At 66.5% G+C, this 23923-nt stretch carries 26 protein-coding genes; 11 read left to right on the top strand and 15 right to left on the bottom strand.

Translation table 11 applies throughout. The features are described from left to right. Position 1 precedes the first annotated feature (1 nt). From KQ910_RS14075 to KQ910_RS14085, 3 genes are read left to right on the top strand one after another with little or no spacing between them, the layout of a single operon-like run. Positions 2-1054: an ABC transporter substrate-binding protein gene (locus KQ910_RS14075; RefSeq protein ID WP_216961249.1), complete on the top strand. Its 1053-nt coding sequence runs from the start codon at positions 2-4 to the stop codon at positions 1052-1054. Then, the gene (locus KQ910_RS14080) at positions 1051-2730 is read left to right on the top strand and encodes an ABC transporter permease (protein WP_216961252.1); all 1680 of its coding nucleotides are present in this window, start codon (positions 1051-1053) and stop codon (positions 2728-2730) included. The genes KQ910_RS14075 and KQ910_RS14080 overlap by 4 nt, the downstream gene beginning before the upstream one ends. 59 nt (positions 2731-2789) lie before the next feature. Next, entirely contained in the window at positions 2790-3239 is a 450-nt protein-coding gene (locus KQ910_RS14085) for an SH3 domain-containing protein (RefSeq protein WP_216961256.1), read from the top strand. 18 nt (positions 3240-3257) lie between these two features. Here the strand turns inward: KQ910_RS14085 and KQ910_RS14090 are convergent, their stop codons facing one another. After that, positions 3258-4226, bottom strand: coding sequence for an ABC transporter substrate-binding protein (locus KQ910_RS14090; protein ID WP_216961259.1), 969 nt, complete (start codon positions 4224-4226; stop codon positions 3258-3260). A 183-nt stretch (positions 4227-4409) separates the two neighbouring features. Here KQ910_RS14090 and KQ910_RS14095 point away from each other — a divergent pair, with 183 nt between their 5' ends. Beyond that, positions 4410-4922: an SEL1-like repeat protein gene (locus KQ910_RS14095; RefSeq protein WP_216961261.1), complete on the top strand. Its 513-nt coding sequence runs from the start codon at positions 4410-4412 to the stop codon at positions 4920-4922. 68 nt (positions 4923-4990) lie between these two features. After that, positions 4991-6430 (top strand): M23 family metallopeptidase, encoded by a 1440-nt coding sequence (locus tag KQ910_RS14100; RefSeq protein WP_216961264.1) that lies wholly within the window; start codon positions 4991-4993, stop codon positions 6428-6430. Here KQ910_RS14100 and KQ910_RS14105 read toward each other — a convergent pair. The 6 genes from KQ910_RS14105 to grrA (KQ910_RS14130) all read right to left on the bottom strand — a co-directional run bounded on the left by KQ910_RS14105 (position 6416) and on the right by grrA (KQ910_RS14130) (position 11595). Further along, positions 6416-7903 (bottom strand): amino acid permease, encoded by a 1488-nt coding sequence (locus tag KQ910_RS14105; RefSeq protein WP_216961266.1) that lies wholly within the window; start codon positions 7901-7903, stop codon positions 6416-6418. The genes KQ910_RS14100 and KQ910_RS14105 overlap by 15 nt on opposite strands. A gap of 152 nt (positions 7904-8055) precedes the next feature. Continuing rightward, entirely contained in the window at positions 8056-8784 is a 729-nt protein-coding gene (locus tag KQ910_RS14110) for a hypothetical protein (RefSeq protein WP_216961269.1), read from the bottom strand. An 80-nt stretch (positions 8785-8864) separates the two neighbouring features. Then, positions 8865-9239 carry a GrrA/OscA1 family cyclophane-containing rSAM-modified RiPP gene (gene grrA, locus KQ910_RS14115; RefSeq protein ID WP_216961274.1) on the bottom strand — a complete coding sequence of 125 codons (375 nt, stop codon included), beginning with the start codon at positions 9237-9239 and terminating at the stop codon, positions 8865-8867. An 87-nt stretch (positions 9240-9326) separates the two neighbouring features. Next, positions 9327-10055, bottom strand: a complete 729-nt coding sequence (locus KQ910_RS14120; RefSeq protein ID WP_216961277.1) for a hypothetical protein — start codon at positions 10053-10055, stop codon at positions 9327-9329. Next, positions 10052-11263, bottom strand: coding sequence for a cyclophane-forming radical SAM/SPASM peptide maturase GrrM/OscB (gene grrM, locus KQ910_RS14125; RefSeq protein WP_229600737.1), 1212 nt, complete (start codon positions 11261-11263; stop codon positions 10052-10054). Before grrM ends, KQ910_RS14120 begins: the two co-directional genes overlap by 4 nt. Positions 11264-11265: 2 nt before the next feature. Then, positions 11266-11595 (bottom strand): GrrA/OscA1 family cyclophane-containing rSAM-modified RiPP, encoded by a 330-nt coding sequence (gene grrA / locus KQ910_RS14130; RefSeq protein WP_216961282.1) that lies wholly within the window; start codon positions 11593-11595, stop codon positions 11266-11268. Between the two features lie 357 nt (positions 11596-11952). Between grrA (KQ910_RS14130) and KQ910_RS14135 the strand changes: the two genes are divergently transcribed. Then, positions 11953-12471, top strand: a complete 519-nt coding sequence (locus KQ910_RS14135) for a hypothetical protein (protein WP_216961285.1) — start codon at positions 11953-11955, stop codon at positions 12469-12471. Here the strand turns inward: KQ910_RS14135 and KQ910_RS14140 are convergent. Further along, positions 12468-13775 carry a tetratricopeptide repeat protein gene (locus tag KQ910_RS14140; RefSeq protein WP_216961288.1) on the bottom strand — a complete coding sequence of 436 codons (1308 nt, stop codon included), beginning with the start codon at positions 13773-13775 and terminating at the stop codon, positions 12468-12470. The genes KQ910_RS14135 and KQ910_RS14140 overlap by 4 nt on opposite strands. 150 nt (positions 13776-13925) lie before the next feature. Between KQ910_RS14140 and KQ910_RS14145 the strand changes: the two genes are divergently transcribed. Continuing rightward, positions 13926-14309 (top strand): DUF4189 domain-containing protein, encoded by a 384-nt coding sequence (locus KQ910_RS14145; protein WP_216961291.1) that lies wholly within the window; start codon positions 13926-13928, stop codon positions 14307-14309. A 42-nt stretch (positions 14310-14351) separates the two neighbouring features. On the opposite strand, the gene KQ910_RS14150 is transcribed toward KQ910_RS14145, so the two are convergent. Then, the gene (locus KQ910_RS14150) at positions 14352-15227 is read right to left on the bottom strand and encodes an FkbM family methyltransferase (protein ID WP_216961294.1); all 876 of its coding nucleotides are present in this window, start codon (positions 15225-15227) and stop codon (positions 14352-14354) included. Between the two features lie 120 nt (positions 15228-15347). Between KQ910_RS14150 and KQ910_RS14155 the strand changes: the two genes are divergently transcribed. From KQ910_RS14155 to KQ910_RS14165, 3 genes are read left to right on the top strand one after another with little or no spacing between them, the layout of a single operon-like run. Further along, positions 15348-16199, top strand: a complete 852-nt coding sequence (locus KQ910_RS14155) for a TauD/TfdA dioxygenase family protein (RefSeq protein ID WP_216961298.1) — start codon at positions 15348-15350, stop codon at positions 16197-16199. Next, positions 16196-17173, top strand: coding sequence for a Bug family tripartite tricarboxylate transporter substrate binding protein (locus KQ910_RS14160; RefSeq protein WP_216961301.1), 978 nt, complete (start codon positions 16196-16198; stop codon positions 17171-17173). The genes KQ910_RS14155 and KQ910_RS14160 overlap by 4 nt, the downstream gene beginning before the upstream one ends. A gap of 43 nt (positions 17174-17216) precedes the next feature. Continuing rightward, positions 17217-17534 carry a hypothetical protein gene (locus KQ910_RS14165; RefSeq protein ID WP_216961303.1) on the top strand — a complete coding sequence of 106 codons (318 nt, stop codon included), beginning with the start codon at positions 17217-17219 and terminating at the stop codon, positions 17532-17534. Here KQ910_RS14165 and KQ910_RS14170 read toward each other — a convergent pair. The 4 genes from KQ910_RS14170 to KQ910_RS14185 form a co-directional block, all read right to left on the bottom strand. Next, positions 17531-18076, bottom strand: coding sequence for an ester cyclase (locus KQ910_RS14170; RefSeq protein WP_216961306.1), 546 nt, complete (start codon positions 18074-18076; stop codon positions 17531-17533). The genes KQ910_RS14165 and KQ910_RS14170 overlap by 4 nt on opposite strands. Before the next feature lie 67 nt (positions 18077-18143). Next, positions 18144-18614, bottom strand: coding sequence for an SRPBCC family protein (locus KQ910_RS14175; RefSeq protein WP_216961310.1), 471 nt, complete (start codon positions 18612-18614; stop codon positions 18144-18146). 73 nt (positions 18615-18687) lie between these two features. Continuing rightward, positions 18688-19803, bottom strand: a complete 1116-nt coding sequence (locus KQ910_RS14180) for a hypothetical protein (RefSeq protein ID WP_216961313.1) — start codon at positions 19801-19803, stop codon at positions 18688-18690. Between the two features lie 26 nt (positions 19804-19829). Further along, entirely contained in the window at positions 19830-20714 is an 885-nt protein-coding gene (locus tag KQ910_RS14185) for a hypothetical protein (RefSeq protein WP_216961316.1), read from the bottom strand. Positions 20715-20950: 236 nt separating this feature from the next. Here KQ910_RS14185 and KQ910_RS14190 point away from each other — a divergent pair, with 236 nt between their 5' ends. Then, on the top strand, positions 20951-21301 hold the full coding sequence (locus KQ910_RS14190; protein ID WP_216961318.1) for a hypothetical protein: 351 nt from the start codon (positions 20951-20953) through the stop codon (positions 21299-21301). Here KQ910_RS14190 and KQ910_RS14195 read toward each other — a convergent pair. Together KQ910_RS14195 and KQ910_RS14200 are read right to left on the bottom strand one after the other, a co-directional pair. Continuing rightward, positions 21298-21561 carry a hypothetical protein gene (locus tag KQ910_RS14195; RefSeq protein ID WP_068196254.1) on the bottom strand — a complete coding sequence of 88 codons (264 nt, stop codon included), beginning with the start codon at positions 21559-21561 and terminating at the stop codon, positions 21298-21300. The two genes, KQ910_RS14190 and KQ910_RS14195, sit on opposite strands and share 4 nt — an antisense overlap. Positions 21562-21565: 4 nt before the next feature. Continuing rightward, positions 21566-23908, bottom strand: coding sequence for a xanthine dehydrogenase family protein molybdopterin-binding subunit (locus tag KQ910_RS14200; RefSeq protein ID WP_216961323.1), 2343 nt, complete (start codon positions 23906-23908; stop codon positions 21566-21568). Positions 23909-23923 lie beyond the last annotated feature (15 nt).

Genomic DNA, 23923 nt, shown 5'->3' on the forward strand with positions numbered 1-23923 from the left:
CATGCGCCGTCGTCGATTCGTCACTGCCGTCGCCGCATCCGCGGTTCTCGCCCCGCTCGGCGCACGCGTCCTGTCCGCCGCGCCACCGACCACGGCCATCACCCCGGAGTTGATCGAAGCCGCCAAGAAGGAAGGCAAGGTCACCTACTACACGGCGATGGATCTCTCCGTCGCCGAGCCGATGGCCAAGGCTTTCGAGGCCAGGTATCCCGGCATCAAGGTCGCGGTCGAGCGCACTGGCGCCGAGCGGCTGTTCAACCGCATCGGCCAGGAAGTCGGCAGCAACATCCGTCGCGTCGACGTGGCCAACAGCTCCGACGCCGCACACTTCATCGTGTGGAAGCGGCAGGGCTGGCTCGAACCCTTCCTGACGCCGGACATGGCCGAGAACCTGCCGGCCGACCAGCGCGATCCTGACGGGGCCTTCGTCAACCAGCGCACGCACCTGTCAGCCATCGCCTACAATACGAAGCTGGTGAAGCCCGAGGACGCGCCGAAGGGCTTCGTCGATCTGCTCGACCCGAAGTACGCGGGCAAGATGGTGAAGGGCCATCCGGGCTATTCCGGCACGATCATGACCGCGACCCAGCAGCTTGCGAAGGCGCTGGGCTGGGAGTATTTCGAGAAGCTCTCCAAGCAGAAGGTGCTGCAGGTCCAGTCGGCCACCGAGCCGCCCAAGCGTATCGAGGCGGGCGAGCGCGCCATCGCCGTCGACGGCAGCGACTATCTCTTCTGGATGGCCAAGGAGCGTGGGGCGCCGATCGAGGTGGTGCATGCCGTCGAGGGCACGCCGCAGATCTCCAACCCGATGGCGATCTTCAAGGCCGCACCCAACCCCAATTCGGCGCGTCTCCTCTCCGGCTGGATCATGTCGCCCGAAGGCCAGGAGTTCATCGTCAAGGTGAGCGGCCAGTATCCGGCGAACAAGCTGGTGAAGGCCAAGGAAGGCCGGCCGGCGCTGGCGTCGATCAAGACGCTGCCGGAGGACCCTCTGGAGGTCGAGAAGACGGCCGACGAGATCAAGACGCGGTACCAGCGTTACTTCAAGGTATGACGCGCAGTCTCGACCTCTCGCGGCCCGTCCTTCTAGGCGTCGCCGCCCTGCTGGCGGCGATGATCGTGCTGCCGGTCGGCTGGCTGCTGGTCGTCAGCCTGACCTCGAAGGAGGGCGGCTTCACGCTCGCCAACTTCGGGACGCTGTTCACCGATCCGACCTTCGTGGATCCGCTGGTCACGACTCTGATCATCGCCTGCTCGGTGAGCGCGATCTGCTGCCTGGTGGCAGCACCACTGGGCTGGCTGGTGTCGCGCACCGACATGCCGCTCGCGCGCACCATCCGCACGCTGGTCATGGCTTCGCTGGTCACGCCGCCCTTCGTCGGCGCCATCGCCTGGGAAATGCTGGCGGCCCCCAACTCGGGTCTGCTGAACCAGCTCTGGCGGCTGCTCAGCGGCATGCCCCCCGACGAGGCGCTGTTCGACATCTACAGCCTGGGCGGGCTGATCTTCGTCATCTCCTGCTACACGTTCCCCTATGTCTTCATCCTGGTCGCCAACGCACTCGACCGCATGCCGGGCGAGTTGGAGGACGCATCGTCGATGCTGGGGGCGAAGACCTGGCAGACCGCGCGCCTTATCACCGTGCCGCTGGCGCTGCCGGTGCTGCTGGCCGGTGCGCTGGTCGCCTTCCTGCAGGCGCTGAACCTGTTCGGCTCGCCCGCCATCCTCGCCATTCCCGCGGGCTTCCACACGCTCACCACGCGTATCTGGAGTCTGTTCCAGTTCCCGCCCAAACCCGAGCTGGCGGCTGCGGCCTCGGTACCGCTCCTGGTGCTGACGGTCCTGCTGCTGCGTGCCCAGGCGATGGCCCTGGGCCGGCGTGGCTATGCGGTGCTGGGTGGCAAGTACGGTGCGCCGCGGCCCATTCGCCTGGGCTGGCTGCGCGGGCCGGCCGTGGGGCTGGCGCTGTTCGTTCTCGCCATGCCGCTGTTCCTGCCCTACGCGGCGCTGTTCAATTCGGCCTTCTCGCGTGTGGCCTCGCGCATCGTCGGGCCGGACACGATCACGCTGCACAACGTGAAGTTCACTTTCCTCGAGCTCAGCTCGACGATGCCGGCGCTGAAGAACACCTTCCTGTTGGCCACTGCCACGGCCACGCTGGGCGCGCTGCTGGCGCTGCTGATCGCCTACATCGTCGCCCGCAAGGCGATGCGCGGCTATCGCGTGCTGGGATTCCTCGCAACCGCGCCGCTCGCCATTCCGGGGATCGTTCTGGGTGTCGGCCTTTTCCTCGCCTATACGCGGCCGCCGCTCGCCCTCTACGGCACGCTGTGGATCCTGCTGATCGCCTTCGTGACGATCGAGCTTCCGGCGGCCTACCAGCAACTCGGCTCGGCCTTCCATGCCGTGCATCCCGAACTGGAGGAGGCGGGCCGCATGCTCGGCGCCACGCGCCTGCGAACCCTGGCCGACATCACGGCACCGTTGCTGCGCTCGGCGGTGATCGCGACCTGGTGCTTCATTTTCGTCGCCACGATTCGCGAACTGTCGGCCGCCGTGATCCTGTTTACCTCGGAGACGAAGGTTCTTTCCGTGCTGATCTTCGATCTCAAGGAAAGCGGCGATGTCGGGGCCATCGCGGTACTGAGCCTGACAATGGTGGCCATCACCACTATCGTGATCGCCGGCGCCAACCGCCTCCACGCCAAGGCTCAGACGAGACCGGCCTGACGCGGCAGGCGCCGCGCAAGGAGTCGATGGTCGCAGATCACGGGAAGGAACCCTCACGCATGCTGTCATGTCGTCATGGCTTGATCGTTCTCCTCGTCGCCATCCTCGCGCTGGGCATGTCGCGTGCCTACGCCCAGCAGATGGTGAGCGTCGCGGCGGAGGAGGTGAATTTCCGCAGCGGTCCGGGGACGCGTTATCCGGCGGAGTGGGTGTTGGGGAGAGGGTTCCCACTGAAGATCGTCGGACGACGCGGCGACTGGCTGGAAGTGCGCGACTTCGAGAACGACAAGGGCTGGGTTCTCCGCAAGCTCACCAGCAGCACGGCGTATCACATCGTGAAGGTCAAGATTGCCAACTTGCGCAGCCAGCCGACGACAACCAGTCGCGTCGTCGGCAAATTCGCCTATGGCGATACGCTGAAGACGCTCGAACGCCGGGGCGGCTGGGTGAAGGTCCAGCGCGAGGACCTGCGCGGGTGGATCTCGCGGAAACTGCTGTGGGGATGGTAGGCGAGTCCGTTCCGGGCGTCAGTCGAGGATGGCCACCTCGTCCACGGTGATCGGCCTGGCGAGCAGGCCGAGCGCCTCCAGCGTGGCGATCGTGGCTTCCCAGCCGGCACGTGTCTGCTGCCCGGTCGGCGGTCCGGAGAGCTGCTGCGAGACGGTCGCCATGCTGCGGTCGACGTAGCGGGGCGCGAGCCGCGGGAAGAGCCGGGAGAAATGCAGGGCGGCGTCGCCGGGCCGCTCGCGGATCGTGTTGTAGCCCTCCTGGACCGCTTCCTCGATCTTCCGGGCGATCTCGCGCTTCGCCGGATCGGCCCAGGCAGCGTCGTTCACGATCAGGTTCAGGCTGTACGCCTTCACGCCGAAGTCGCTCAGCCGGATCATGGTGATGCGGCGACCCTCAGCGATCAGTTCGGACGGCGCCATCTCGTCATAGTCGATCAGCGCATCGACCTTCTTCTCGACCAGGTCGTAGGCATTCCAGGTGACCGTCGTCTCCTTGATCCTGCTGCGGTCGAGCCGGTTGGCGGCGAGCAGGGCGCGGAATTCCTCGTTGGTGATACTGCCGGGCACGAGGCCCACCGTCTTGCCGTAGAGGTCGCGCGGATGGGCGATGCGATCCTCGCCGCGTGTGTAGATCACGGTCGGCGTCTTTGCGTAATAGACCGCGAGGCTCTTGACCGGCACGCCCTTGGAACGCCCGATGGCGGTGGCGATGCCGCTCGACGAGCCGATCCAGTACTGCTTGCCGGAGCCGATCATCTCTGCCGAGGAGATGGCGCCCTGCGTTTCCGCAAAGGTCACTTCCAGGCCGCGCCGTTCGAAGGCACCCATTTCCCGAGCCAGATAGAAGCCGCCGAAGGTCGGCAGCGCCTTCCAGTCGAGCAGGATTTCCACCTTCTGCAGCGAATCCGGCGCGGGCTGCGCGAAAGCAGGCGGCGTGGACAGCAGAGCCAGGGCGGAGGCAAGCACCAGGCGACGGCTCGGAAGCATGGACTTTATCCTGAAATGACGGGCGTACGAACGATGATGCCGAAACATGTCATAATGGCGTCGGGTTAGGGGAGCGATTTCGCGGCCGCCGCAATTTGCGCGGGTAATCGAGCTTGCCGTTCGGCCGGGCGGGAAGCGCTCGCGGACTTGTCGAACGAAGTTTGCCTCGCCATACCAGAGGGCATGAAATCCGCTTTCTCCGCCCTGCTGGTCTTTCTCCTTGCGGCGTTGGCCACGCCCGCATCGGCGCAATCCTATGAAGAGCAGATGCGACAGGCGGCGGGCGCTTACGAGCGCAAGGACATGACAACCGCCGTTCGCATCTGGAAGGTCTGGGCCGCCAAGGGTGAAGCCGAGGCGCAGACGCTGCTGGGCGCCATGTACTGGAGCGGCGACGGCGTGCCACGCAATCTCAACGAGGCGGCGCGCCTCTATCTCGCGGCCGCCCGGCAGGGATATGCACGGGCCCAGAACAATATCGGCTTCATGCTGGGCTTCGGCGAGGGTATCCCCCCGCGCGACGATATCGAGGCCTACAAGTGGATCAAGCTGTCGATCGACCGTTACACGGCTAAGAACCAGGACCGTCTGGATCAGGCCCGGAAGGACCTCGCGACGCTGGCGGCGCGCATGAACCCTGCGCAAATCGCCGAGGCGGAAAGGCGAGTGAGGGCGTGGAAGCCCGCCCCCAAGTGAGGTAAGGTCCCCGGGCCACGCGGAGGTCACGAGCGATGCCCCGACGTAGGCCCTACAAGAAGGACTTGATGACTCGACCCTCGGTCGCCGCGGCTTTTGCCGCTTCTTTGCTGTTCGGCGGGATGTCCCAGGGCATCGCCGGAGATCGGCCATGGGGCGAGGGCCGCGCGGCCGAACTGCGGCTTCTCGGCCAGGAACTGCCGCCGCTCCACGACCAGCCGTCCATCCTCGCGGGCCTGCAGGATCACCTGAACTTCGTGGAGATCGCCGCGATCGACGGGCTGCTCGGACGCAGCATGGCGATCGAGATCACGCTCCCCCAGCCGCTCATCGCCATTGCCGACAATCTTCCGCCGCCGGTCGCGACCGGCCCCGTTCCGGAGGCGGTCCAGGCGCAGGGACGTACGGTCGCCGACAGGCTGCTGGGCGACGGGCTCGATGACGAGCGGCTTCAGGCCTACCTGCCGTTCGGACGCCGGATCGGTGTTTCCGGCACGATCGCCGGCGGATCGCTGGCGGCATCGGCCGTGGCGGCGGGCGTTCCCGCACCGGCCATGCTCGAGGCCCTGCAGGCGCTCGAGACCTCGATCGACCTCGCGAAGGAAATGCGCGACGGCGACCGATTCTATGTCCGCTACGAGCGGACCTTCACGCAGGGTGGCGCGCCGCTCGATGTCGGTCGCGTGCTCTGGATGGAACTGCGGACGCCTCGCGGGGTGATGGCGATCCATCGCTTCCGCACGCGCGACAACAACGAACGCTTCTGGATGGCGAGCGGCCAGTCCGCGACCCTGCCATCGTTGCGCCTCCCCCTCGATACCGTGTCGATCTCCTCGGGCTTCGGCCTGCGTGCCGATCCGTTCGACCAGCCGCCGCCGCTTTACGCCGGCAAGCCGCAGGGCGCCGGCGGTCCGCTGCGCGACCGGCCCGCTCTACCGCCCGGACTGCCGACCGGCGGTGCGCTCGACATGCCGCGTGCCGCCGCGGGCTTCGCGCCCGCAGCGCCGATGCCCGGCCTGTCTTCCTATGGCGGATCACGCGGACCGCAGGCTCACGCAATCGCCCCGCGCCCGTCGCGCTCGCTCTTCATGCATGAGGGTGTCGATCTGGTCGCGTCCTCCGGCACGCCGGTTCGTGCCGCCGCCGACGGGCTCGTCGTCGGTGCGGCCCCGAACGGGCGCTACGGCAACTGGGTCCGCATCGAGCATGGCGGCAAGCTGGCCACCGTCTATGGACACATGCTCGGCTTCGCATCCGGCCTTCAGCCGGGCATGACTGTATCGCGCGGCGACGTGATCGGCTTCGTCGGCAGCACCGGCCGCTCGACCGGCGCCCATCTCCACTTCGAGCTTCAGGTCGACGGCAAGCCTGTCAATCCGATCACCCATCCGGAGCTGAAGCGCGCCCAGTTGCGCGGGCCGGAGTTCGAGCGTTTCCGCAAGCAGGTCGCCGCCAGCCTGGCGGAACGCGATCTCGACGCGAAGGCCGCCGCCTCAGTCGGCGAGTGACCTGCGCGCCTCGAGCGCGAAGGCCTCCTCCGGCGAGAGAACGAGCCGGTGGCGGCCGATCAGCGCAAACCAGACAATCCCTGCGGCGAACCAGGCGCCGACGCCCAGCACGCCCGAGACGAACACCGGATCGAGCAGCTGATAGACCAGCGTGACGGACGCGATCACGATCGTGACGACTGCACCCGCCCGTCCCAACGGCGAGCGATAGGGGCGCGCCAGGGCCGGTAGCCGTGCCCGCAGCACGAGGAAGCTCAGGGCCTGCAGCAGGTACGAGAGCATGGCGCCGGCGACCGCCATGTTGAGCAGCATCCCCTGGATCACCGCGCTGCCCTTTTCGGCGCCCATGCCGAACCAGAGGGCGAACAGGAGGCCGAGCGCGACGGCAGAGCCTGCGATCAGCGCGATGTACGGCGTCTTGTGGCGTGGATGAGTGATCGACAGGAAACGCGGGAAGTAGCCGGCCCGCGACAGCGAATAGATCTGGCGGCCCTTGGCGAAGAGAATGGTGTGGAAGCTCGCGATCAGGCCGACGCAGGCGACGAGCGCGAGAAGCTTGGCGAGCCCGCCGCCGAATGTCGCGCGGAAGCCGTCGAGCAGCGGCTCGCCCGAGCTGCCGAGTTGGAAGCTTCCGGGCGCGACCGAGGCGTTGAGCCAGACGACGAGGCCCGCGGAAACGAACAGCGTCAGCAGTCCGGCGACGATGCCGCGCGGGATGTCGCGCGATGGCTCCCGTGCTTCCTCGGCGGCGAGCGGGAGCTGTTCGATGGCGAGGAACAGCCAGACGGCGAAGGGAAGAGCCGCGAGCGCGCCGTGCAGGCCGAAGGGGAGAAGCGGGCCACCGCCCTGAGGCAGTTCGACCGGCGTGCCGTCGGGGCCGGCGCCGATGTTGAGTGCATGCCGGCCGAAATCGGCGACGGGAAACGCGGAGATCCAGAACACGGCGAGGCATGCCAGCGACGCGAGCGTGATGACGACGGTCACCCGGAACGAGAGTTCGACACCGAGGATGTTGAGCCCCACGAACACGGCGTAAGCCGCGATCCAATAGGCCGGCAGCCAGGCGGGCGGCGTCTCGAACACGGCCGCGAGATAGGTGGCGAGGAAGGAGACGATGACGGCGGGTGTCAGGACGTATTCGACGTTCTCGCAGAGGCCGGTGACGAAGCCGCCCCACGGTCCCATCGAGGCCCGCGCGAAGGAATAGGCGCCTCCGGTATGGGGAAGGGCCGCCGCCATCTCGGCGATGCAGAAGACGAGGCCGAGATACATGACCGCAATGATACAGGCGGCCAGCGCGTAGCCACCCCAGCCGCCCGCCAGCAGGCCGAGGTTCCAGCCAGAGTAGTGGCCCGAGATCACGGCCCCGACGCCCAGGGCCCACAGCGAGAAAACGCCGGCATAGCGGCGCAACCCGCGGCGGGCGAAATAGTCGGAAGTCACGGACTGGTAAGGTGTCCCCGGGAGGTTCATCCCGCGATACTAGCCGGACGCGGCGCGACACGACGAGGTGGAAGAGTTGAGCCGGTCCTGGCTGTGTCGGCCCGTCCCGTCACGCGCTGCCACCGCGTAGCCGGATACCCGGTTTCCGACGCTTTGGGTCGCCGACCGTTATCGAGCTTCGCTCAGTCCCAGGCGGCGTCGACGATCTGTCCGGCTTCGGAGAGAACGAGGGTGAGGCGGTTGGGTTCGTACTCGTAGCTGGGGATGCCGTCGGTGGGACGGATGATGCGCAGCGGGTAGGGAAGATCCTCCTCGCGCACGAGGTTGCCGGCGGCCTGGCCGGCGGGCGCGGCGGCGCCCTTGGCCTGGAAGTACTTGCCGAGGCACTTGGCGCAGTCTTCCTTCGGGGGCGCGACCTCGGCGAAGCCCGGCAGGGTCTTGAGGGTGACGGCGTTGTAGCCCGAGCGGACGCGGATGCCTTTGTAGGGATGGCCGTGGGCGACGGGCAGCAGGGCCTCGACGACCATGAAGGGGCCGAGCGGGGCCATGTCGGTGGGGGCACTGGCCTGGAAGATGAGGTCGAGCATGCCGTCGATGCCCTGGCCGCGGGTGATCGGCAGCAGGTGCGGCTCGCCCCAGGCGTTGGAGGTGACGAGGCCGCGGGCGCGGATGATGTCCATGCCGCCGGAGCGCTCGGAGCGGATGAGCTCGACACTGGTCACGAACATGACGGGGAAGGGACGGGTGCCTTCGGGTGAGGGCGCACCGCCGCCCGGCGTGGGACCGGCATCCTTAGGGGTCGACGGCGCCATCTGCGGCTGCGGCGGCTGCTGCGCGTTCGCGGAAAGGCCGGCCAGCATCGAGCCGGCGGCAACCAGCGAAGTGAGGGCTAGGAGCTTCTTGACGGTCATGACTTCCTCGAATGCTGTGCGGCGCTGTCGCCGCCCCGGATGGGCATCAAATTCACGATCGGCTGTGGTCGGGCCGTGGCCTACCAGTTGTGCCAGCCGTTGTGCCAGCCGTTACCCCAGCCACCGTTGCCCCAACCGCCGTTGTGCCAGCCATTGCCCCAGCCGCCGTTGCGCCAGCCCCAGCCGCGATGCCAGCCGTTGCCCCACCAGGCGAGCGTCTGCTCGCGGTCGATGGCGACGAAGGGCTCGCCGTCCTGGCGGTACTGCTCGATGGCACTGGTTACATCCGTGCGGATCGACTGCAGGCGCTCCGCCACGGAACCTTGCGTAGAAGCGTCCGGACCCGCGACGGCGGTGGCCGAAGCGTCGGCGGCTGCGAGGCTCACCGAAAGGCCGAGCGCGCCTGAGGGCAGGAGCTGCGCCAGCGTCCGGAGGGTACGACGATCCTGTGACATGCTGTCTTCCTCTTGGAGAAGAGCCAGAGCCTGCTTTGGAACGAGCGGGCTTGGCAATGGAAACTTCAATGAACCTCTAGGATGCCCTCAGTCCCAGGCGGCGTCGACGATCTGTCCGGCCTCGGAGAGAACGAGGGTGAGGCGGTTGGGTTCGTACTCGTAGCTGGGGATGCCGTCGGTGGGACGGATGATGCGCAGCGGGTAGGGAAGATCCTCCTCGCGCACGACGTTTCCGGCGGCCTGGCCGGCGGGCGCGGCGGCGCCCTTGGCCTGGAAGTACTTGCCGAGGCACTTGGCGCAGTCTTCCTTCGGGGGCGCGACCTCGGCGAAGCCCGGCAGGGTCTTGAGGGTGACGGCGTTGTATCCCGAGCGGACGCGGATGCCCTTGTAGGGATGGCCGTGGGCGACGGGCAGCAGGGCCTCGACGACCATGAAGGGGCCGAGCGGGGCCATGTCGGTGGGGGCGCTGGCCTGGAAGATGAGATCGAGCATGCCGTCGATGCCCTGGCCGCGGGTGATCGGCAGCAGGTGCGGCTCGCCCCAGGCGTTGGAGGTGACGAGGCCGCGGGCGCGGATGATGTCCATGCCGCCGGAGCGTTCGGAGCGGATGAGCTCGACACTGGTCACGAACATGACGGGGAAGGGACGGGTGCCTTCGGGTGAGGGCGCACCGCCGCCCGGCGTGGGACCGGCGTCCTTCGGGGTCGACGGCGCCATCTGCGGCTGCGGCGGCTGCTGCGCGTTCGCGGAAAGGCCGGCCAGCATCGAGCCGGCGGCGACCAGCGAAGTTAGGGCTAGGAGCTTCGTGTGCTTCATGAAATCCTCGACGGCTCGGCGGCTGGTGAACCGCCCGGGACAGGAAGGGAAACGGCAGCTTCGGCAGACGCCAGCGCGGCCGGACTGCGTCCGAGGCGGTCGTAGGCCTCGAGGATCAGGTCGGTCGGCACCATCTGGGTGAGGGTACAATAGGAAGTGACGGTGCCGGTGAGGCTGCCGTTCTCGAACAGCTTGTTCACCGGCGCGCCGCCCCCGCACACGGAGAAATATTCGCACGACCTGCTGCAGGCCTCCACGCCCGCCGTGATGTCGCGATACAGCGGAGAGGCGACGCAGGTGTCGCGGATTTCCTGGAGGGTCTGGAAGTTGATGTTGCCCAGCAGGTAGTCGCCGTAGTCGGCATTCTTCAGTCCCAGCAGCTCGGGGCTGAAGCTCGAGACATTGCCGTGGCTGTCGACGTTCAGCATGGCCAGCGGCTCGGTCTGGATGTTGCGCACCGGCACGCCTTCGGGGCGGAACATCCGTGGCAGGGCGAGGTCGATCTCGCGCAGGAAGCGGACGCGGCCGCTCTGGCGGGCGCGGTGCCAGAAAGTTCGCAGGAAGGCGGCATACCGCCGGCGCAACTCGGGCCCGTGGAACAGGCTCGACACGTGGTCGCCCTCGGACTCCTCGACATTGAAGCAGATCTGGTCGATGCCCTCGGAAAGATAGAAGTCGAGCAGCTCTTCCGGTTGGTCGAGGCTGGCGTGCGACAGGACCGAAATCACATGGAACGGCACGTCGTTCTCGCGCAGGCAGCGGATGCCGGCGATCGTCTTGTCGAATGTGCCCTTGCCGCTGCGGCTCTTGCGATGAAGGTCATGCAGTTCGCGCGGCCCGTCGAGGCTGACGCCGACACCGACGTTCCAGTCCCTGAACAGCGCGCACCAGTCGGCATCGATCAGCGTGCCGTTGGTCTGGAAGGAATGCCTGACATGGACGGTCGACGGCCGCATCCGTTCGATCGTCGCGAAGGCCTCGCGATAGAAAGAGACGGGCACGACCAGAGGTTCGCCGGCATGCCAGATCACCGTGATCTCGGAACAGGCCCAGCCCGACGCGAAGATCTGCTCGAACAGCCGCGTCACCGTCGACTGGGCGATGACGTGCTTGTTCGAGCGGTCGGGCAGATAACAGTAGGTGCAGGCGATGTTGCAGAAGGCCGTCGGCTGCACGACCACCATGCCGATTTCGGGCGTGGCGGTCATGGTCACCAGTTGTGCCAGCCGTTGTGCCAACCGCCATTGCCCCAGCCGCCGTTGCGCCAGCCACCGTTGCGCCAGCCACCATTGCCCCACCAGGCGAGGCGCTGTTCCGGGTCGACGGCGACGAAGGGCTGCCCGTCCGTGCGGTAGTGCTCGAGGGCTTCCGACACATCCATGCGCAACGACTGCAGTCTCTCTGCGACCGGTGGACTCTGGCTTTCGGGAAGCGTGGTGCTGGCCGCGGCATCGACGGAAGCGAGGCCCGCGGAGAGGCCAAGTGCCCCCGATGGCAGGAGCTGGACCAGCGCACGCAACGAACGACGACTTTGCTTCATGTGGTCTCCCCTGAGGAGGCGTACGTTAGTCAGACCCGCGAACCATTCGCAAACCAAAAAGCGCGTCCCGGCCTGATGCCTCTTGAAATTGGGTGATCGCATCCCATCTATTGGAAGTCCTGGCGGTCGATAGATCGCGAGGTGTCCACCGAGGTGAGCCACGGATGTAATGGTGACCAGACGGTGGACGGGATTACGATCCCGACCCGGCCCCGCGCCTGAAATGGCGGCGGGGCTTTCTTTTTGCCGATCGGGATCGGGCCGGTGAACCGGCGGCGGTCAGGCCCCGGCCGAGGATGAGAGCCGCGAGGAGCGCCGAGCTTGCCAGGCGGGACTGGCCGGTATGGAGTGCACCGCATGAAGGGCTCGCAACCTGAAGCATATTTCTTCGAAGGCGACGATCAGACGCCAAACAATCCCGTATTGCCTTTGCTCGTCTATCGCAGTGTCGTTTCGATCGGCGCTTCGGCCGATGCGGCGCATCGGTTCGAGACTATCTTCGCCGCGAACGGATGGGGCGACGGGTGGCGCAACGGCATACATTCCTTCCTGCACTTCCATACATCGACCCATGAGGTCCTGGGCATTGCCGCCGGCCAGGCCATCGTGCAGTTCGGTGGGGGTGAAGGGCGTGCCCTTCAGGTACAGGCAGGTGACGTGGTGGCGCTTCCTGCGGGAGTCGGACACCAGCGCCTGCAGGCGAGCCGCGACCTGCTTGTCGTCGGTGCCTATCCGCGCAACGGCCGCTTCGATCAGAAGCGGCCGGGCGAAGTGGACGCGAAGACGGCAGGTCGCGCGGTGGCGCTTGTACCGCTCCCGGAAATGGACCCCGTCCATGGAGCGGACGGGCCACTGAAGAACCTCTGGCGCTACTAATTGATGCCGTAGCTGGTGAACTGACGCTCGACACCAGGCATCAGCGCACGGGCGGCGGCCTTGTCGGCCTCGCCGCTTGCGTCGCCCTTGGCAACACGCACCAGCCCGCGGCCGTAAAGTGCAAGCGGACGATCCGGCTCGCGCCGCAAGGCGGCGTCGTATTCGCGGAGCGCGATGTCCTTCTCGCCCAACTTGAGGAAGATGAATCCCCTCGTCTCGCGCGTCTGCACATTGTCGGGTTGCAGCTTCAGCGCCTCGTCGCAATCCGAGAGCGCCTCCGCGAGATCACGGCCCACGACCATGCGCGTCAGGCACCGATTGTTGTAGGCCCAGGCCATCCGGCCATCGATCTTGATGGCGTTGGTATAGTCGGCGATGGCCTTCTCGTAGTCCTCGCGGGCAAAGTTGGCATAGCCACGGTTGTAGCTGGCCAGCGCGTGATCGGGCTTCAGTTCGATCGCCTGGTCGAGATCGGCAAGCGCCTTGTCGATGTTGCCGCGCATCGAGAAGATCGCCGCGCGATTGACCAGCGCGTCGACGTACTTGGGATCGAGGGACAGGGCCATGTTGTAATCGGTGAAGGCGCGCTGCATGTCTCCCAGCCGCGCATTGACGAGACCGCGCACCATGAAGGCACGGGGGTTGTCGGGTGCCAATTCGGTGGCACGGTCGAGATCGGCCAGCGCGCGGCCGTGTTCACCGACCGACGTATAGGCGTTGCCCCTCAGGATCAGCGTGTCGACATTGTCCGGCACGAGGGCCAGAGCGCGATCGAAGTCGGCGATGGCGCGGCGCATGTCGGCCTTGCGGGTCGCCATGAGGATGCCGCGGTCGACGTGGGCGAGAGCATTGCCGGTGTCGAGGCGGATCGCCTCGTCGTAGTCGGAGAGCGCACGCTCGACGTCGTCGAGGGCGTGGCGGGCGATACCGCGCTGCAGGAACTGGTTCGCATTGAGCGATGCCATGTTCGTGGAGTCGTCGAAGAGTTCGATCGCCGCGCTGTAGTCGGCGGCGGCACGCGCCTGATCGCCGATAGCGCGATAGGCCTGACCCCGGTTCAGGTGGGCGGCCGCCAGTTCTCGGCCTTTCAGGATCTTGGTGTCGATCGCGACGGTGCAGGCGACAATGCGCGTTGCAGGAGTCGTGCCGTCCTGGTCGACGCAGAGGGGAATGGGAGAGGAAGCCGCCAAGGCAGCCTGCTGGTCGCTCTCCCGGGCCTGAAGCGTCGAATGGGGCGTCAGGACGACAAGGGCTGCGGCGCATATGGCGGCGCGGGTGCGTCGCCAGTTTGGATCCCGTCTCATTGCCACACTCCTAAGGAAACAATTCCGGTGGTAGGCTTGTGAGAGGTCCAACGACCTGAATTTGGCAATCGTTGCGGGTCGGGTGAAGGGTAAAAGCTTTGATTGGATGGGAACCTGGTCCGCAAATCCGCATCTGAGACTGGAGGATCGATGTTTCGTTTGTCTGCCCTTGTCGCCTTGTTCGGCGCGTTGATCGTCGGTTTAGGCTCCGCACATGCTCAGAATCAGGCGCCGCAATATTGGGTGACCTATGCCTACGACTCCTCGACCGGCGCGTGGGGACTGGGCTGGGGCCGGACAGACCGGCAGGTCACGATCAACGAGGCCTTGTCGCGCTGCGCCAAACCCGGCTGCAAGGCAGGCAACGTCACCCTCGCCCGCTGTATTGCGATAGCGCAGGGTACGCAGAAAGGGCCGGGCTTCGGCTCCGGCAACGATGCCAATACGGCCAAGGCGAATGCCTTGCGATTCTGTCAGCAGGGCCCTGCCGGCTCCACCTGCGAAGTGACGGCGTGGCGCTGTGGCGGCAACTGATGCCATTCACATGGCGTGCGCCAGCATCGTCCAGGCGTAGGCTCACGAACGGCGGGTAAAAAGAAGGTCCTGCTGACGGGTGGGCATGGCCTCGACGCGCTGCAGCTTCGCGGGGCGGCGCCAGCGCAGGTAACATTCGAGTTCGTAGTCGTTCTCGATGGCCCAGGCGGCAAAGCCCGCGGCGCGCATCCGGTCGAAGACGTCGCGCCAGACCTCGAAATCGTCGTCGGGGCTCGCCTCCACCACGATGTCCATCGTCGCGGGATAGCGGGACAGCTGTTCGAGCAGGTGGCGGAGGATCGGCGGTTCCGCACCTTCCACGTCCATCTTGATGAGACGCAGACGCGCCAACTCGTCGGGCTTCAGGATTTCCGCGAGCGGCAGAGCCTCCACCGAAGCCATCAGCGTCCCGCCGCGCGAGGCGAGCGTGGTGGCGGCGCCGATATTGCCCTCGTTTATCTCGTAGAGGTCGAGCGTGCCGGGCCTGTCGGACACGGCGGCATTGACCGCCCGCACATTGGACGACGAGGGGTTGGCCGCGAGGTTGCGTTGCAGGAGCGCGAAGGTGCGCGGCGAGGCCTCGATCGAAACGACCTTGCCCATGGCGCCGACGCGGGAGGAGGCGAGGAGCGTGTCGTAACCGATGTTCGCACCGATATCGACGAAGACGTCGCCGGCCGAAAGGTTCTGTTCGATGACCCGCGAGACGTCTGGCTCCCACACGCCGAAATAGAGGATCATGCGCTGGATCAGGTCCTGCGGATTGCAGTACAGGCGGGCGCCGAAGTAGGTCGTCGCCAGATGCTCGGGTCCGAGGGTGCGCAGGGCCTTGTTGTAGGCGCGGAAACCCAGCCGGGCGGCCGGCAGCGGCAGGCGCCGCAGCGTTCCCATGACGGTCTTGTGGAGGAGCTGAATCATCTCCGTCCTCTATAGCGTGTTTTGCGCGGCTTGTTTCGCAGGCCGCGGGCGGATTTCTTGACGGCGAAGCCGCATGAGGCGCACGGTCGTGAAAATTCATTCGTGGTGAGGACCCGCCCAATGTCGCTTTCCGTCAGGCCCCTTTCCCATGCCCTCGGTGCCGAGGTGAGGGGCGTCGATCTGGCCAGGCCACTCAGCAATTCCGAGTTCGACCAGATCCACCGGACCTTCCTCGAGAAGGGCATCCTGCTGTTCCGCAACCAGAAGATCACCCGCGAGCAGCACATCGCCTTCAGCCGCCGTTTCGGCGAGCTCGACAATCACGATTCCCTGCCGCGCGACCGTCATCCCGACTATCCCGAGCTTCTGCTGGTGACCAACATCCCGGAGAAGGACGGCAAGCAGTCGGCGTCGAAATACACCGGCCAGCAATGGCATTCCGACATGTCGTTCACCCCGGTGCCGTCGCTGGGCTCGCTGCTGCGCGGCATCACCATCCCGCCGGTCGGCGGCGACACGATGTTCACCAACATGTACCTCGCCTACGACACGCTGTCGGAGGGCATGAAGAAGATCGTCGAGGGGCTGCACGGCATCCATACCGGCACCCGCAAGGTCGAAGACACCAACTCCGACCGCGAGAAGGAGCAGAAGAAGATCAATCCGCCGATCGCCCAGCCGGTGGTGCGTGTGCATCCCGAGACCGGCCGCAAGGCGCTCTACATCGGCGAGAAGGTCTCGTGCTTCGTCGACATGACGCCGGAGGAGAGCCGGCCGCTGATCGACTATCTGGTGCGCCATGCGACGCGGCCGCAGTTCGTCTATCGCCACCAGTGGCAACAGGACGACATCATCCTGTGGGACAATCGCTGCACCATGCACATTGCGCTCGGCGACTACCAGGAAGGCGAGATCCGCCACCTCGAGCGCACCACCGTCAAAGGCACTCCGTCGGGATATTACCTGCAATGAAGCGTTCTTCTTTTCTGCGCGGCGCCGCCGCCCTCGCAATCGCCCCGTCCGTCGCACCCGCCATCGTGCGTGCCCAGGGCGCCTATCCCGACAAGCAGATTCGGATGGTGATCCCGTTCGCCGCGGGCGGCACGACCGACCTGATGGCGCGCGCCGTCGGCCAGCATTTCGCGCAGGCCTGGGGCCAGCCTGTCGTCGCCGACAATCGCGCGGGCGCCAACGGCGTCGTCGCGGGCGAGATCGTCGCCAAGGCGCCGGGCGACGGCTACACGCTCAGCGTCGTGGCGATGGGACACGCGATCAATCCACTGATCTACAAGAAGCTGCCCTACGACGGCGTGAACGACTTCACGCCGATCAGCCTGCTCGCGACGTTTCCGCAGCTCGTGCTGGTCCATCCATCGGTCAAGGCCAACTCGCTGCCTGAACTGATCCAGCTGGCGAAGACCGCCTCGCCGCCGCTCACCTATGCCTCGGGCGGCAACGGCTCGTCCCAGCACCTGGCTGGCGCGCTGTTCGCCCACATGGCCAAGCTCAACCTGACCCATGTCGCATACAAGGGCGGCAATCCCGCCCAGCTCGACCTGATGGCCGGCAACGTGAACATGATGATCACGCAGCCCAATTCGAAGGATCTGATCACCACCGGGAAGATGCGCGCGCTGGCCGTCAGTTCGGCCAGGCGCAGCCAGTACTATCCGGAGCTGCCGACCGTCGCCGAGGCCGGTGTGCCCGGCTACGAATCGGTCGCCTGGTACGGGCTGCTGGGGCCCAAGGGCATGCCACCGGATCTGGTTAAGAAGATCGCGGACGAGACGGTAAAGGCCTGCGCCGGCGAAGGTGCCAAGTCGATCGTCGCCGGGCAGGGCGGCGACATGGTCGCCGGCACGCCCGCGCAATTTGCCGACTTCATTGCGGCGGAGCGCAAACGCTATGAAGCGATCGTTCGCGAAGCCAACATGACGGTCGACTAGGTCAGTCGATCAACGCGTGCCCGCGGGGGGAGCCTGCCGCGTCGTGTCGGAACCGACACCCGGCTGGCCCGCGCTGGGAGCGCCCGGTGCAGCCGGTGCCGGGGTGATCGTCGAACCGCCGGGAGGCGGTGACGACGATGGCGGCGGCGGAACTGTCGGCGATGTGCCGGCCGGGGCCGGCGACGTCGATGTGCCGCCGCTGCTGGAGCCAGCGCCTGTCGATTGCGCGTGGACGGCTCCGGCCGTGACGGTCAAGGCCAGAACGGCGATCAAGGCTTTTCCAAACATCCGATCCTCCTGGGAATGGTCGTGGGTCAACCGCTGGAGGAAGCCGGCGTTGCATGGCCGCGCCAAAAGCTAGATCGGCTTGCCTTCGCTGGCGGCCCAGCGAGCCATCAAGCTGTTGCTCGGCTGGGTATGGTCCATGACCTTGCGCGTGGTTTCGGCGCCCGCGACTGGCAGGCCTTTCGGGTCGAGCAGGCCGGCCTGCACGAGGACCGACGCCTGGTCCCAGTAGATGTGCTCGTGAGCCACCTTGCCATCGACGAACCGCACGATCGCAACCAGCGGAACCTCGACCCTGCGTCCGGTCGGCGCGATGCCCGGCAGCATCCAGTCGACTTCGCTGGTGTGCGTGAAGCGAAACACCATTTCGTCGACGATCTGATCCGTGCCGATCGTGCGGCTCACTGGAACGAGTTCCGTGTCGGGCGGATTGTTGCCGATGAAATGGTACTTGTAGAAGCGCTTGAGCTGATCGTGTCCCACGCCGCCGGTCATGGTCGGAACGTGATTTACGTACGGCGTCGCCACCATCGTGGCCATCGTGGCATCCACGTCGCGAGTCTCGAATTCATGGCGGCAATGGGCTTCCCAGAGAGCGGCGAGGTCGTGAGCGGCCATGGTGGCTGTCCCTTGTCATGCTGAAAGGGGACAGCCTATCGCGTTCTCCCGGGAGATTCCCGGGGGATTAGAGCGTCGCGGCCAGTGCCGCGAGCTGGTCGGTGCAGATGCCCCAGCCCTGGTGGAAGCCCATCTTCTCGTGGGCCTCGCGATCCTCGACCGTCCAGTGGCGGACGCGCGCGGTGTAGAGCGTCTTGTCTCCCTGCGGCTCGAAGGTGAGGATCGCCGTCATGAATGGTTTGGCCGAAGGCTGCCACGCCTCGGTGAAGGCATCGGTGAAGACCAGCCGCTCGTTCGGTACGACTTCGAGGTACATGCCGCGATTGGGCATGTCCTGCCCGTCGGGACCGCGCATCACGATCAGGTTCGCGCCGCCGGTCCTGACGTCCACCTCGACGACCGGCGTCTCGTAGGGCTTGGGCGCGAACCACTGTTTCATCAGCGCCGGTTCGGTCCAGCAGCGATAGAGCGTCTCGCGCGGCGCATCGATCAGGCGCGTCAGCACGAGTTCGCGGTCGGTGGAGGGGCTGGTCGTCATTTCAGGCTCCTTGTGAGGTCGGTCTGTCCCGAGGACGGACGACACCGACCCGTTCCGACACAAGGGGGCGAACTTATTCGCGTGGGCCGTAGGAGCCCGGGGTCACGCCGCCATATTCGTGGCTGACCCGGCCGTTCCAGCCGTAGCCGACATGGCCGCCGGCGGCGTCGTAGAGATAGTCGAAGCCTTCGAGAAACATGCGTCCGGTGTTCACGAAGACATTGGCGTCGTGGACCACCTCGACCCGTTCGGGATGGAGAGGGTTGCCGCGACGCCCGGCGCGGAACTCGTAGAAGGCGGGCTGCGGACGCTGGCGATCGGGCATGAACAGTTCGATGCGCGTGCCTTCGGGCGCGCGGCGGCCGCGATGCAGGGCCGTACCGGCCGGTGGCGAGAGGAACATGTAGTCGATGCCTGTATCCATCAGCATCGTTCCGCGGCCGGTGACGCCGTCGACCGACACGGTCATGGGCGCACCGTTCCAGTCGGGGACGCCCGGCGGATGGGCCTTGGAGGTCAGCTTCACGAAGGCCATGTGGCGGGTGAGGGCGGGCGTCATGCCGAGGTGAACGCCGGTGCGCGTGACGACATAGCCCTGGCGCACCGAACTTACCGGTCGGCCGGAAGCGAGCGACACCAGGCTCACGAAGGGGTTCTTGGGCGAGGTGTTGTCGGCGGTGTGCTGCGCCGACCCGCGATCGAATCCGATGCCCATGAAGCCGACATTGCGCGGATCGCTCTCGGGGCGGCAGTCGCGCGCATGTTCCAGGCAGGTGATCTCCGTCACGCGCAGCACCTGCACGCGCGCGGTCGCGACGGGCGTGTGGGCGTCGCGGCGAATCACGACGTCCGTCATCCAGTGCTCGCCGGTCAGCACGCGGCCGCTGCTGTTGTAAACGAGGCGTCCCGGTCCCTGCGCGACGTCGCCGGGTCCGGGAATGAAATGCTCGGCCGATACGACGATGCCGGTCGAGCCCGTGTCCATGCCGAACAGGCGCGGCCGGCTACCGTTGAGGCTGAGCCAGATTTGGGGCACGTGCGACATCGAGATGGGGCCGTTGGCGAAGGGGATCTCGATCGCGTCGAGGCCTTCGTAGGCGCGCCATGGTTCCTGGGCCCGTACACCGGCCAGCGCCGACAGCATGAACGTGAGGATAGCGGCCGCGAGGATGCGGAGCGGGCGTGACATGGCGGATCTCTTCTGATGCGGCGAAATCAATCGGGGAAATCGAAGTCCAGGTCCTTGGACTTGATGCCGGCTTTCTCGAACCAGTCGGGGCCCAGCAGGCTGATCGGCTTGCCGATGCACTTCAGGGTCGCGATTCGCTTGCCGTCGCGCTCGACGGCGAGGCCAGCCTTTTCCTGCACCTCGCCGCGCGGCCCCCATTTGCCGATGCCGGTGTAGACGGTGAAGGCGATGTTGTTCGTTTTCGTCGCGATGCGCAGCCACGCTCCGCCGCCACCGGCGAAGGGAACGGACTCGCCGCTGGCCGCCTGGGGCGGCGGCATCTGGGCCGCCGGAAGCGTGAGGTCGAGTGGCTCGCTCGAATCAGGCTTGCCGGTCCGGTACTGCAGGTAGCCCCGGGTGGGACCCGCGTCCTTCGAGGCGCAGACCGATACCAGCTTGGTGGGGCTGGTGCGGCAGGAGAAGACGACCGTCTCCGTGGGCGTGCAGAACGAGGTCTGCCCGGCTTTGGCGGCGGCCGGAGGAGGAGCGGAAGGCGCAGCGGGTGCGGCCGCGGCGAGGGGGGCGGGCTTGGCGGAGACAATCAGGACGACGGTATCGCTCTTTTTGCAGTCGGGGTTGCCCTGGCAGGACGCTGCCATCACGCGCGCCGTCTTGTAGGTGAGCGCCAGGCGCTTGCCCTTCAGGGCCTTCTCCTGGACACAGAGGTCGAAATCCGCGGACTCGTAGAAGATGGCGCCGCGGTCGTCCTTCAGGGTGACGCCGCAGGACACGTCGCCGTTCTGGAATTCGATCGGCGTGCCGAAGGCCCGCTTCTTTTCGCCGCCGACCGTGACTGTGTCCTGGGCGGCGGCTGGCAGGGCTGACAACAGGAGAAAGATCACTGACGCCGAGCGAATGAGGGAAGTAGACAAGCAAGACTCCGGGGCTGAAACGGATGCCGGAGTCATAGACGATGCGGCCGAGTATGTCGCGCGAGCGACGCGAAAGACCCGCTCCAGCGACGCCGGGCGGGTCTTACGAACTCGCCGGTACATCCGCGGCTCAGTCCGTGTGGACCAGTCAACGCCGGATGCCGGGAATAGTTGCCCGACGCGGCCTGGTCACAAGACGGACGCAACTAATGGAGCGCCTGCCTCGTTGATCGCCCATGACCGAAAAAAGCACGCTCGAGGAGATCAGCCCATATCTTGTCCTGGGCCAGGCCGACGAGGGCGGGCGGCCGATCGTGGAGACGGCACGTGCGCTGCATGACCTGATCGTCACCTTTCCGCCGCAGGGTCACTATTCGGTGCGAACGGTCGACGACGAATGCGGACCGGCGATCCATTGCGCCTTCGAGCGCAAGGGTGACGCCGACCGGCTGGCTGCAGCCGTCGGCGCGATCGAGGTCGCGCGCTACGAGAATTACCGCAGCGAGCGCGCTTTCTTGCTGGACGAAAAGTCGACGCGCACCATCCGCCGCACGCTGGAGCGGCGGCGGTCGATGGCGTCGAACTAGAGGATTCCGAACAGGCGCGCCACGCGCTGGACCGCACCCCAGGCCGGATCGAGCGTGGCGAAGGTGCGCGCCATTTCGTTCGCATCGTTGAGCAGAGCCTTCAGCTTCACATCGCTCGGCTCGTCCTTCTCGGCTTCCAGCCGCGCCTCCTCGAAGAGGGCCCGCAGCTCGCGCATCTCCTCGGTGTAATCGGCGTCGATCGCCTTCACCGAATCGGCGAGGGCGCTGGCGAGGGTCGGATCGTTCGCTTTGTCGGTCATACTCTTACGCTGCTTTCCTGGATCGATGGGCATCGATGGCCGCCCACAGGGACGATGCGGTGACGGGCATGTCGATATGCTTCAGCCCGGTATGCGGATGGATCGCGTCGACGATGGCATTGATGACCGCCGGCGGCGCGCCGATCGCGCCGGCCTCGCCCGCGCCCTTCACGCCCAGCGGATTGGTCGTGCACAGGCTGTTGTGCATGTCGAACTTCACGTGGGGCACCACGTCCGCACGCGGCAGGGCGTAATCCATGAGCGAGCCGCTCATGAGCTGGCCCGAATCGGGATCGTAGATGGTCTTTTCGGTGAGCGCCTGTCCGATGCCCTGGCCGACGCCGCCATGGACCTGGCCCTGCAGCAGCAACGGATTAAGCGCCGTGCCGAAATCGTCCATGATCGAATAGTTAAGGATCTCCAGCGTGCCGGTGTCGGGGTCGATCTCGAGTTCGCAGACATGGCAGCCGTTCGGGAAGGTCGCGGCCTGCGGCGTGCGCGTGAAGGCGTCGTCGAGGCCGGGCTTGCTGCCCTCCGGCACATGCTTGGGATCGCGGGCGGCGCGCGCCACGTCGAACAGGCTCATCGTGCGGTCGGTGCCGACGATGCGGAAGGTGGCGTCGGCATACTCGATGTCACCCACCGCCGCTTCCATCGCCGAGGCGGCGACCAGCTTGCCCTTCTCGATGATATTGTCGCTGACGCCCAGCACGGCCGCGCCGGCCACCGGGATCGAACGGCTGCCGCCGGTCATGCCCTCGGGGGTGAAGTCCGAATCGCCCTGGACGATGCGGATGCGGTCGGCATCGACACCGAGTCGTGCAGACATGATCTGGGTGAAGGCCGTCTCGTGGCCCTGGCCATTGGTCTGGACGCCGACGAACACGGTGATCGTGTCGTCCTCGTTGAACTTTGCGATGGCGCTCTCCGGCGCGCCGCCCGAGCACTTCTCGACATAGGTCGCCATGCCCATGCCGCGCCACTTGCCCTTGGCCAGTGAGGCGGCGCGGCGGGCGGGGAAGCCCTTCCAGTCGGCCTTCTCCATGCCCTTCAGCATGACGTTGTCGAAATCGCCCGAATCGAAAGTGTCGCCCAGTGCCGTGTTCCACGGGATCTGGTCGGGCTTCACGAGGTTGCGCTTGCGGATCTCCGCCGGGCCGAGGCCGGTCTCGCGGCCGATATGGTCGACGAAGCGCTCCAGCAGATAGGCGGCCTCGGGCCGGCCGGCGCCGCGATAGGCATCGGTCGGCACCGTGTTGGTCATCACGCCCTTCACGTTCACGTAGATCGCGGGCGTCTGATAGAGGCCGGCGAGCATGCCGCTGCCCGCCATGGTCGGGATGAACGCCCCGAAGTGGCTGAGATAGGCGCCCAGCGCGGCATGCGTCGTGACCCGGAGACCCAGGAACTTGCAGTCCTTGTCGAGTGCCATCTCCGCCAGCGAGACATGGTCGCGACCCTGCACGTCGGAGAGGAAGGCTTCCTGACGATCGGGAATCCACTTCACCGTGCGCTTTAGTTCGCGGCTCGCCCACACGACCAGCGGATATTCGGGATGCACGAAGATCTTCATGCCGAAGCCGCCGCCCACGTCGCCGGTGCGCACGCGCAGCTTGGGCTGGCCGATCTTCAGGATCATGTCGGCGACCACGGGGCGGATGACGCTGACGCCCTGCGACGAGACCCAGAGGGTCGAACGGTCGTCCGCCGGGTCGTATTCGCAGATGGCGCCGCGCGGCTCCATCGAGTTCACGACCAGCCGGTTGTTCACGATCTCGAGCTTCACGACGCGATCGGCCTTGGCGAACGCCGCCTCGGTGCGGGCCCGGTCACCCATCTCCCAGTCGAAGACGAGGTTGCCCTTGATATGGTCGTGGACCAGCGGCGCGCCGGGCTGCGCGGACTCGAAGGTGCCGACGGTGTGCGGCCGCGCTTCGTAGTCGACCTCGATCAGTTCGGCAGCGTCCTTGGCCTGCTCCAGCGTCTCGGCGACGACCAGCGCCACCGGATCGCCGACATGGCGCACGCGGCCCTGGGCCAGCATCGGCCGGGGCGTCTCGCCCCGAGGGGTGCCGTCGCGGTTGGTGACGGGCACCAGGCAGGGGAGATCGCCGTACCCGGCCGCCTTCACGTCGTCCCCGGTCAGGACCAGCAGCACGCCGGCGGCCTTCTTTGCGGCCGCCGTATCGATGCTCCTGATATCGGCATGGGCATGGGGCGAGCGCAGAACGTACGCCCGCGCGGCCGGCCCTGAGAGCTTGGTGTCGTCCGTGTAGCGACCGCCGCCGGTGAGAAGCCTCGGGTCCTCGACCCGGCGGACCGACTGACCAATGCCGAACTTCGCCATCAAATTCCTCCGTGT

It is taken from the genome of Reyranella humidisoli, assembly GCF_019039055.1.
Lineage (GTDB): Bacteria > Pseudomonadota > Alphaproteobacteria > Reyranellales > Reyranellaceae > Reyranella > Reyranella humidisoli.

Coding starts and splice junctions, on each gene's coding strand:
- KQ910_RS14200 (WP_216961323.1), bottom strand. CDS start 23,908: ATGGCGAAGTTCGGCATTGGTCAGTCGGTCCGCCGGGTCGAGGACCCG.
- grrA (WP_216961274.1), bottom strand. CDS start 9,239: ATGTCACAGGATCGTCGTACCCTCCGGACGCTGGCGCAGCTCCTGCCC.
- grrA (WP_216961282.1), bottom strand. CDS start 11,595: ATGAAGCAAAGTCGTCGTTCGTTGCGTGCGCTGGTCCAGCTCCTGCCA.
- KQ910_RS14170 (WP_216961306.1), bottom strand. CDS start 18,076: ATGGCCGCTCACGACCTCGCCGCTCTCTGGGAAGCCCATTGCCGCCAT.
- KQ910_RS14180 (WP_216961313.1), bottom strand. CDS start 19,803: ATGTCACGCCCGCTCCGCATCCTCGCGGCCGCTATCCTCACGTTCATG.
- KQ910_RS14135 (WP_216961285.1), top strand. CDS start 11,953: ATGAAGGGCTCGCAACCTGAAGCATATTTCTTCGAAGGCGACGATCAG.
- KQ910_RS14190 (WP_216961318.1), top strand. CDS start 20,951: ATGACCGAAAAAAGCACGCTCGAGGAGATCAGCCCATATCTTGTCCTG.
- KQ910_RS14145 (WP_216961291.1), top strand. CDS start 13,926: ATGTTTCGTTTGTCTGCCCTTGTCGCCTTGTTCGGCGCGTTGATCGTC.
- KQ910_RS14085 (WP_216961256.1), top strand. CDS start 2,790: ATGCTGTCATGTCGTCATGGCTTGATCGTTCTCCTCGTCGCCATCCTC.
- KQ910_RS14095 (WP_216961261.1), top strand. CDS start 4,410: ATGAAATCCGCTTTCTCCGCCCTGCTGGTCTTTCTCCTTGCGGCGTTG.
- KQ910_RS14075 (WP_216961249.1), top strand. CDS start 2: ATGCGCCGTCGTCGATTCGTCACTGCCGTCGCCGCATCCGCGGTTCTC.
- KQ910_RS14110 (WP_216961269.1), bottom strand. CDS start 8,784: ATGACCGTCAAGAAGCTCCTAGCCCTCACTTCGCTGGTTGCCGCCGGC.
- grrM (WP_229600737.1), bottom strand. CDS start 11,263: ATGACCGCCACGCCCGAAATCGGCATGGTGGTCGTGCAGCCGACGGCC.
- KQ910_RS14100 (WP_216961264.1), top strand. CDS start 4,991: ATGACTCGACCCTCGGTCGCCGCGGCTTTTGCCGCTTCTTTGCTGTTC.
- KQ910_RS14080 (WP_216961252.1), top strand. CDS start 1,051: ATGACGCGCAGTCTCGACCTCTCGCGGCCCGTCCTTCTAGGCGTCGCC.
- KQ910_RS14195 (WP_068196254.1), bottom strand. CDS start 21,561: ATGACCGACAAAGCGAACGATCCGACCCTCGCCAGCGCCCTCGCCGAT.
- KQ910_RS14175 (WP_216961310.1), bottom strand. CDS start 18,614: ATGACGACCAGCCCCTCCACCGACCGCGAACTCGTGCTGACGCGCCTG.
- KQ910_RS14105 (WP_216961266.1), bottom strand. CDS start 7,903: ATGAACCTCCCGGGGACACCTTACCAGTCCGTGACTTCCGACTATTTC.
- KQ910_RS14160 (WP_216961301.1), top strand. CDS start 16,196: ATGAAGCGTTCTTCTTTTCTGCGCGGCGCCGCCGCCCTCGCAATCGCC.
- KQ910_RS14155 (WP_216961298.1), top strand. CDS start 15,348: ATGTCGCTTTCCGTCAGGCCCCTTTCCCATGCCCTCGGTGCCGAGGTG.
- KQ910_RS14120 (WP_216961277.1), bottom strand. CDS start 10,055: ATGAAGCACACGAAGCTCCTAGCCCTAACTTCGCTGGTCGCCGCCGGC.
- KQ910_RS14150 (WP_216961294.1), bottom strand. CDS start 15,227: ATGATTCAGCTCCTCCACAAGACCGTCATGGGAACGCTGCGGCGCCTG.
- KQ910_RS14140 (WP_216961288.1), bottom strand. CDS start 13,775: ATGAGACGGGATCCAAACTGGCGACGCACCCGCGCCGCCATATGCGCC.
- KQ910_RS14090 (WP_216961259.1), bottom strand. CDS start 4,226: ATGCTTCCGAGCCGTCGCCTGGTGCTTGCCTCCGCCCTGGCTCTGCTG.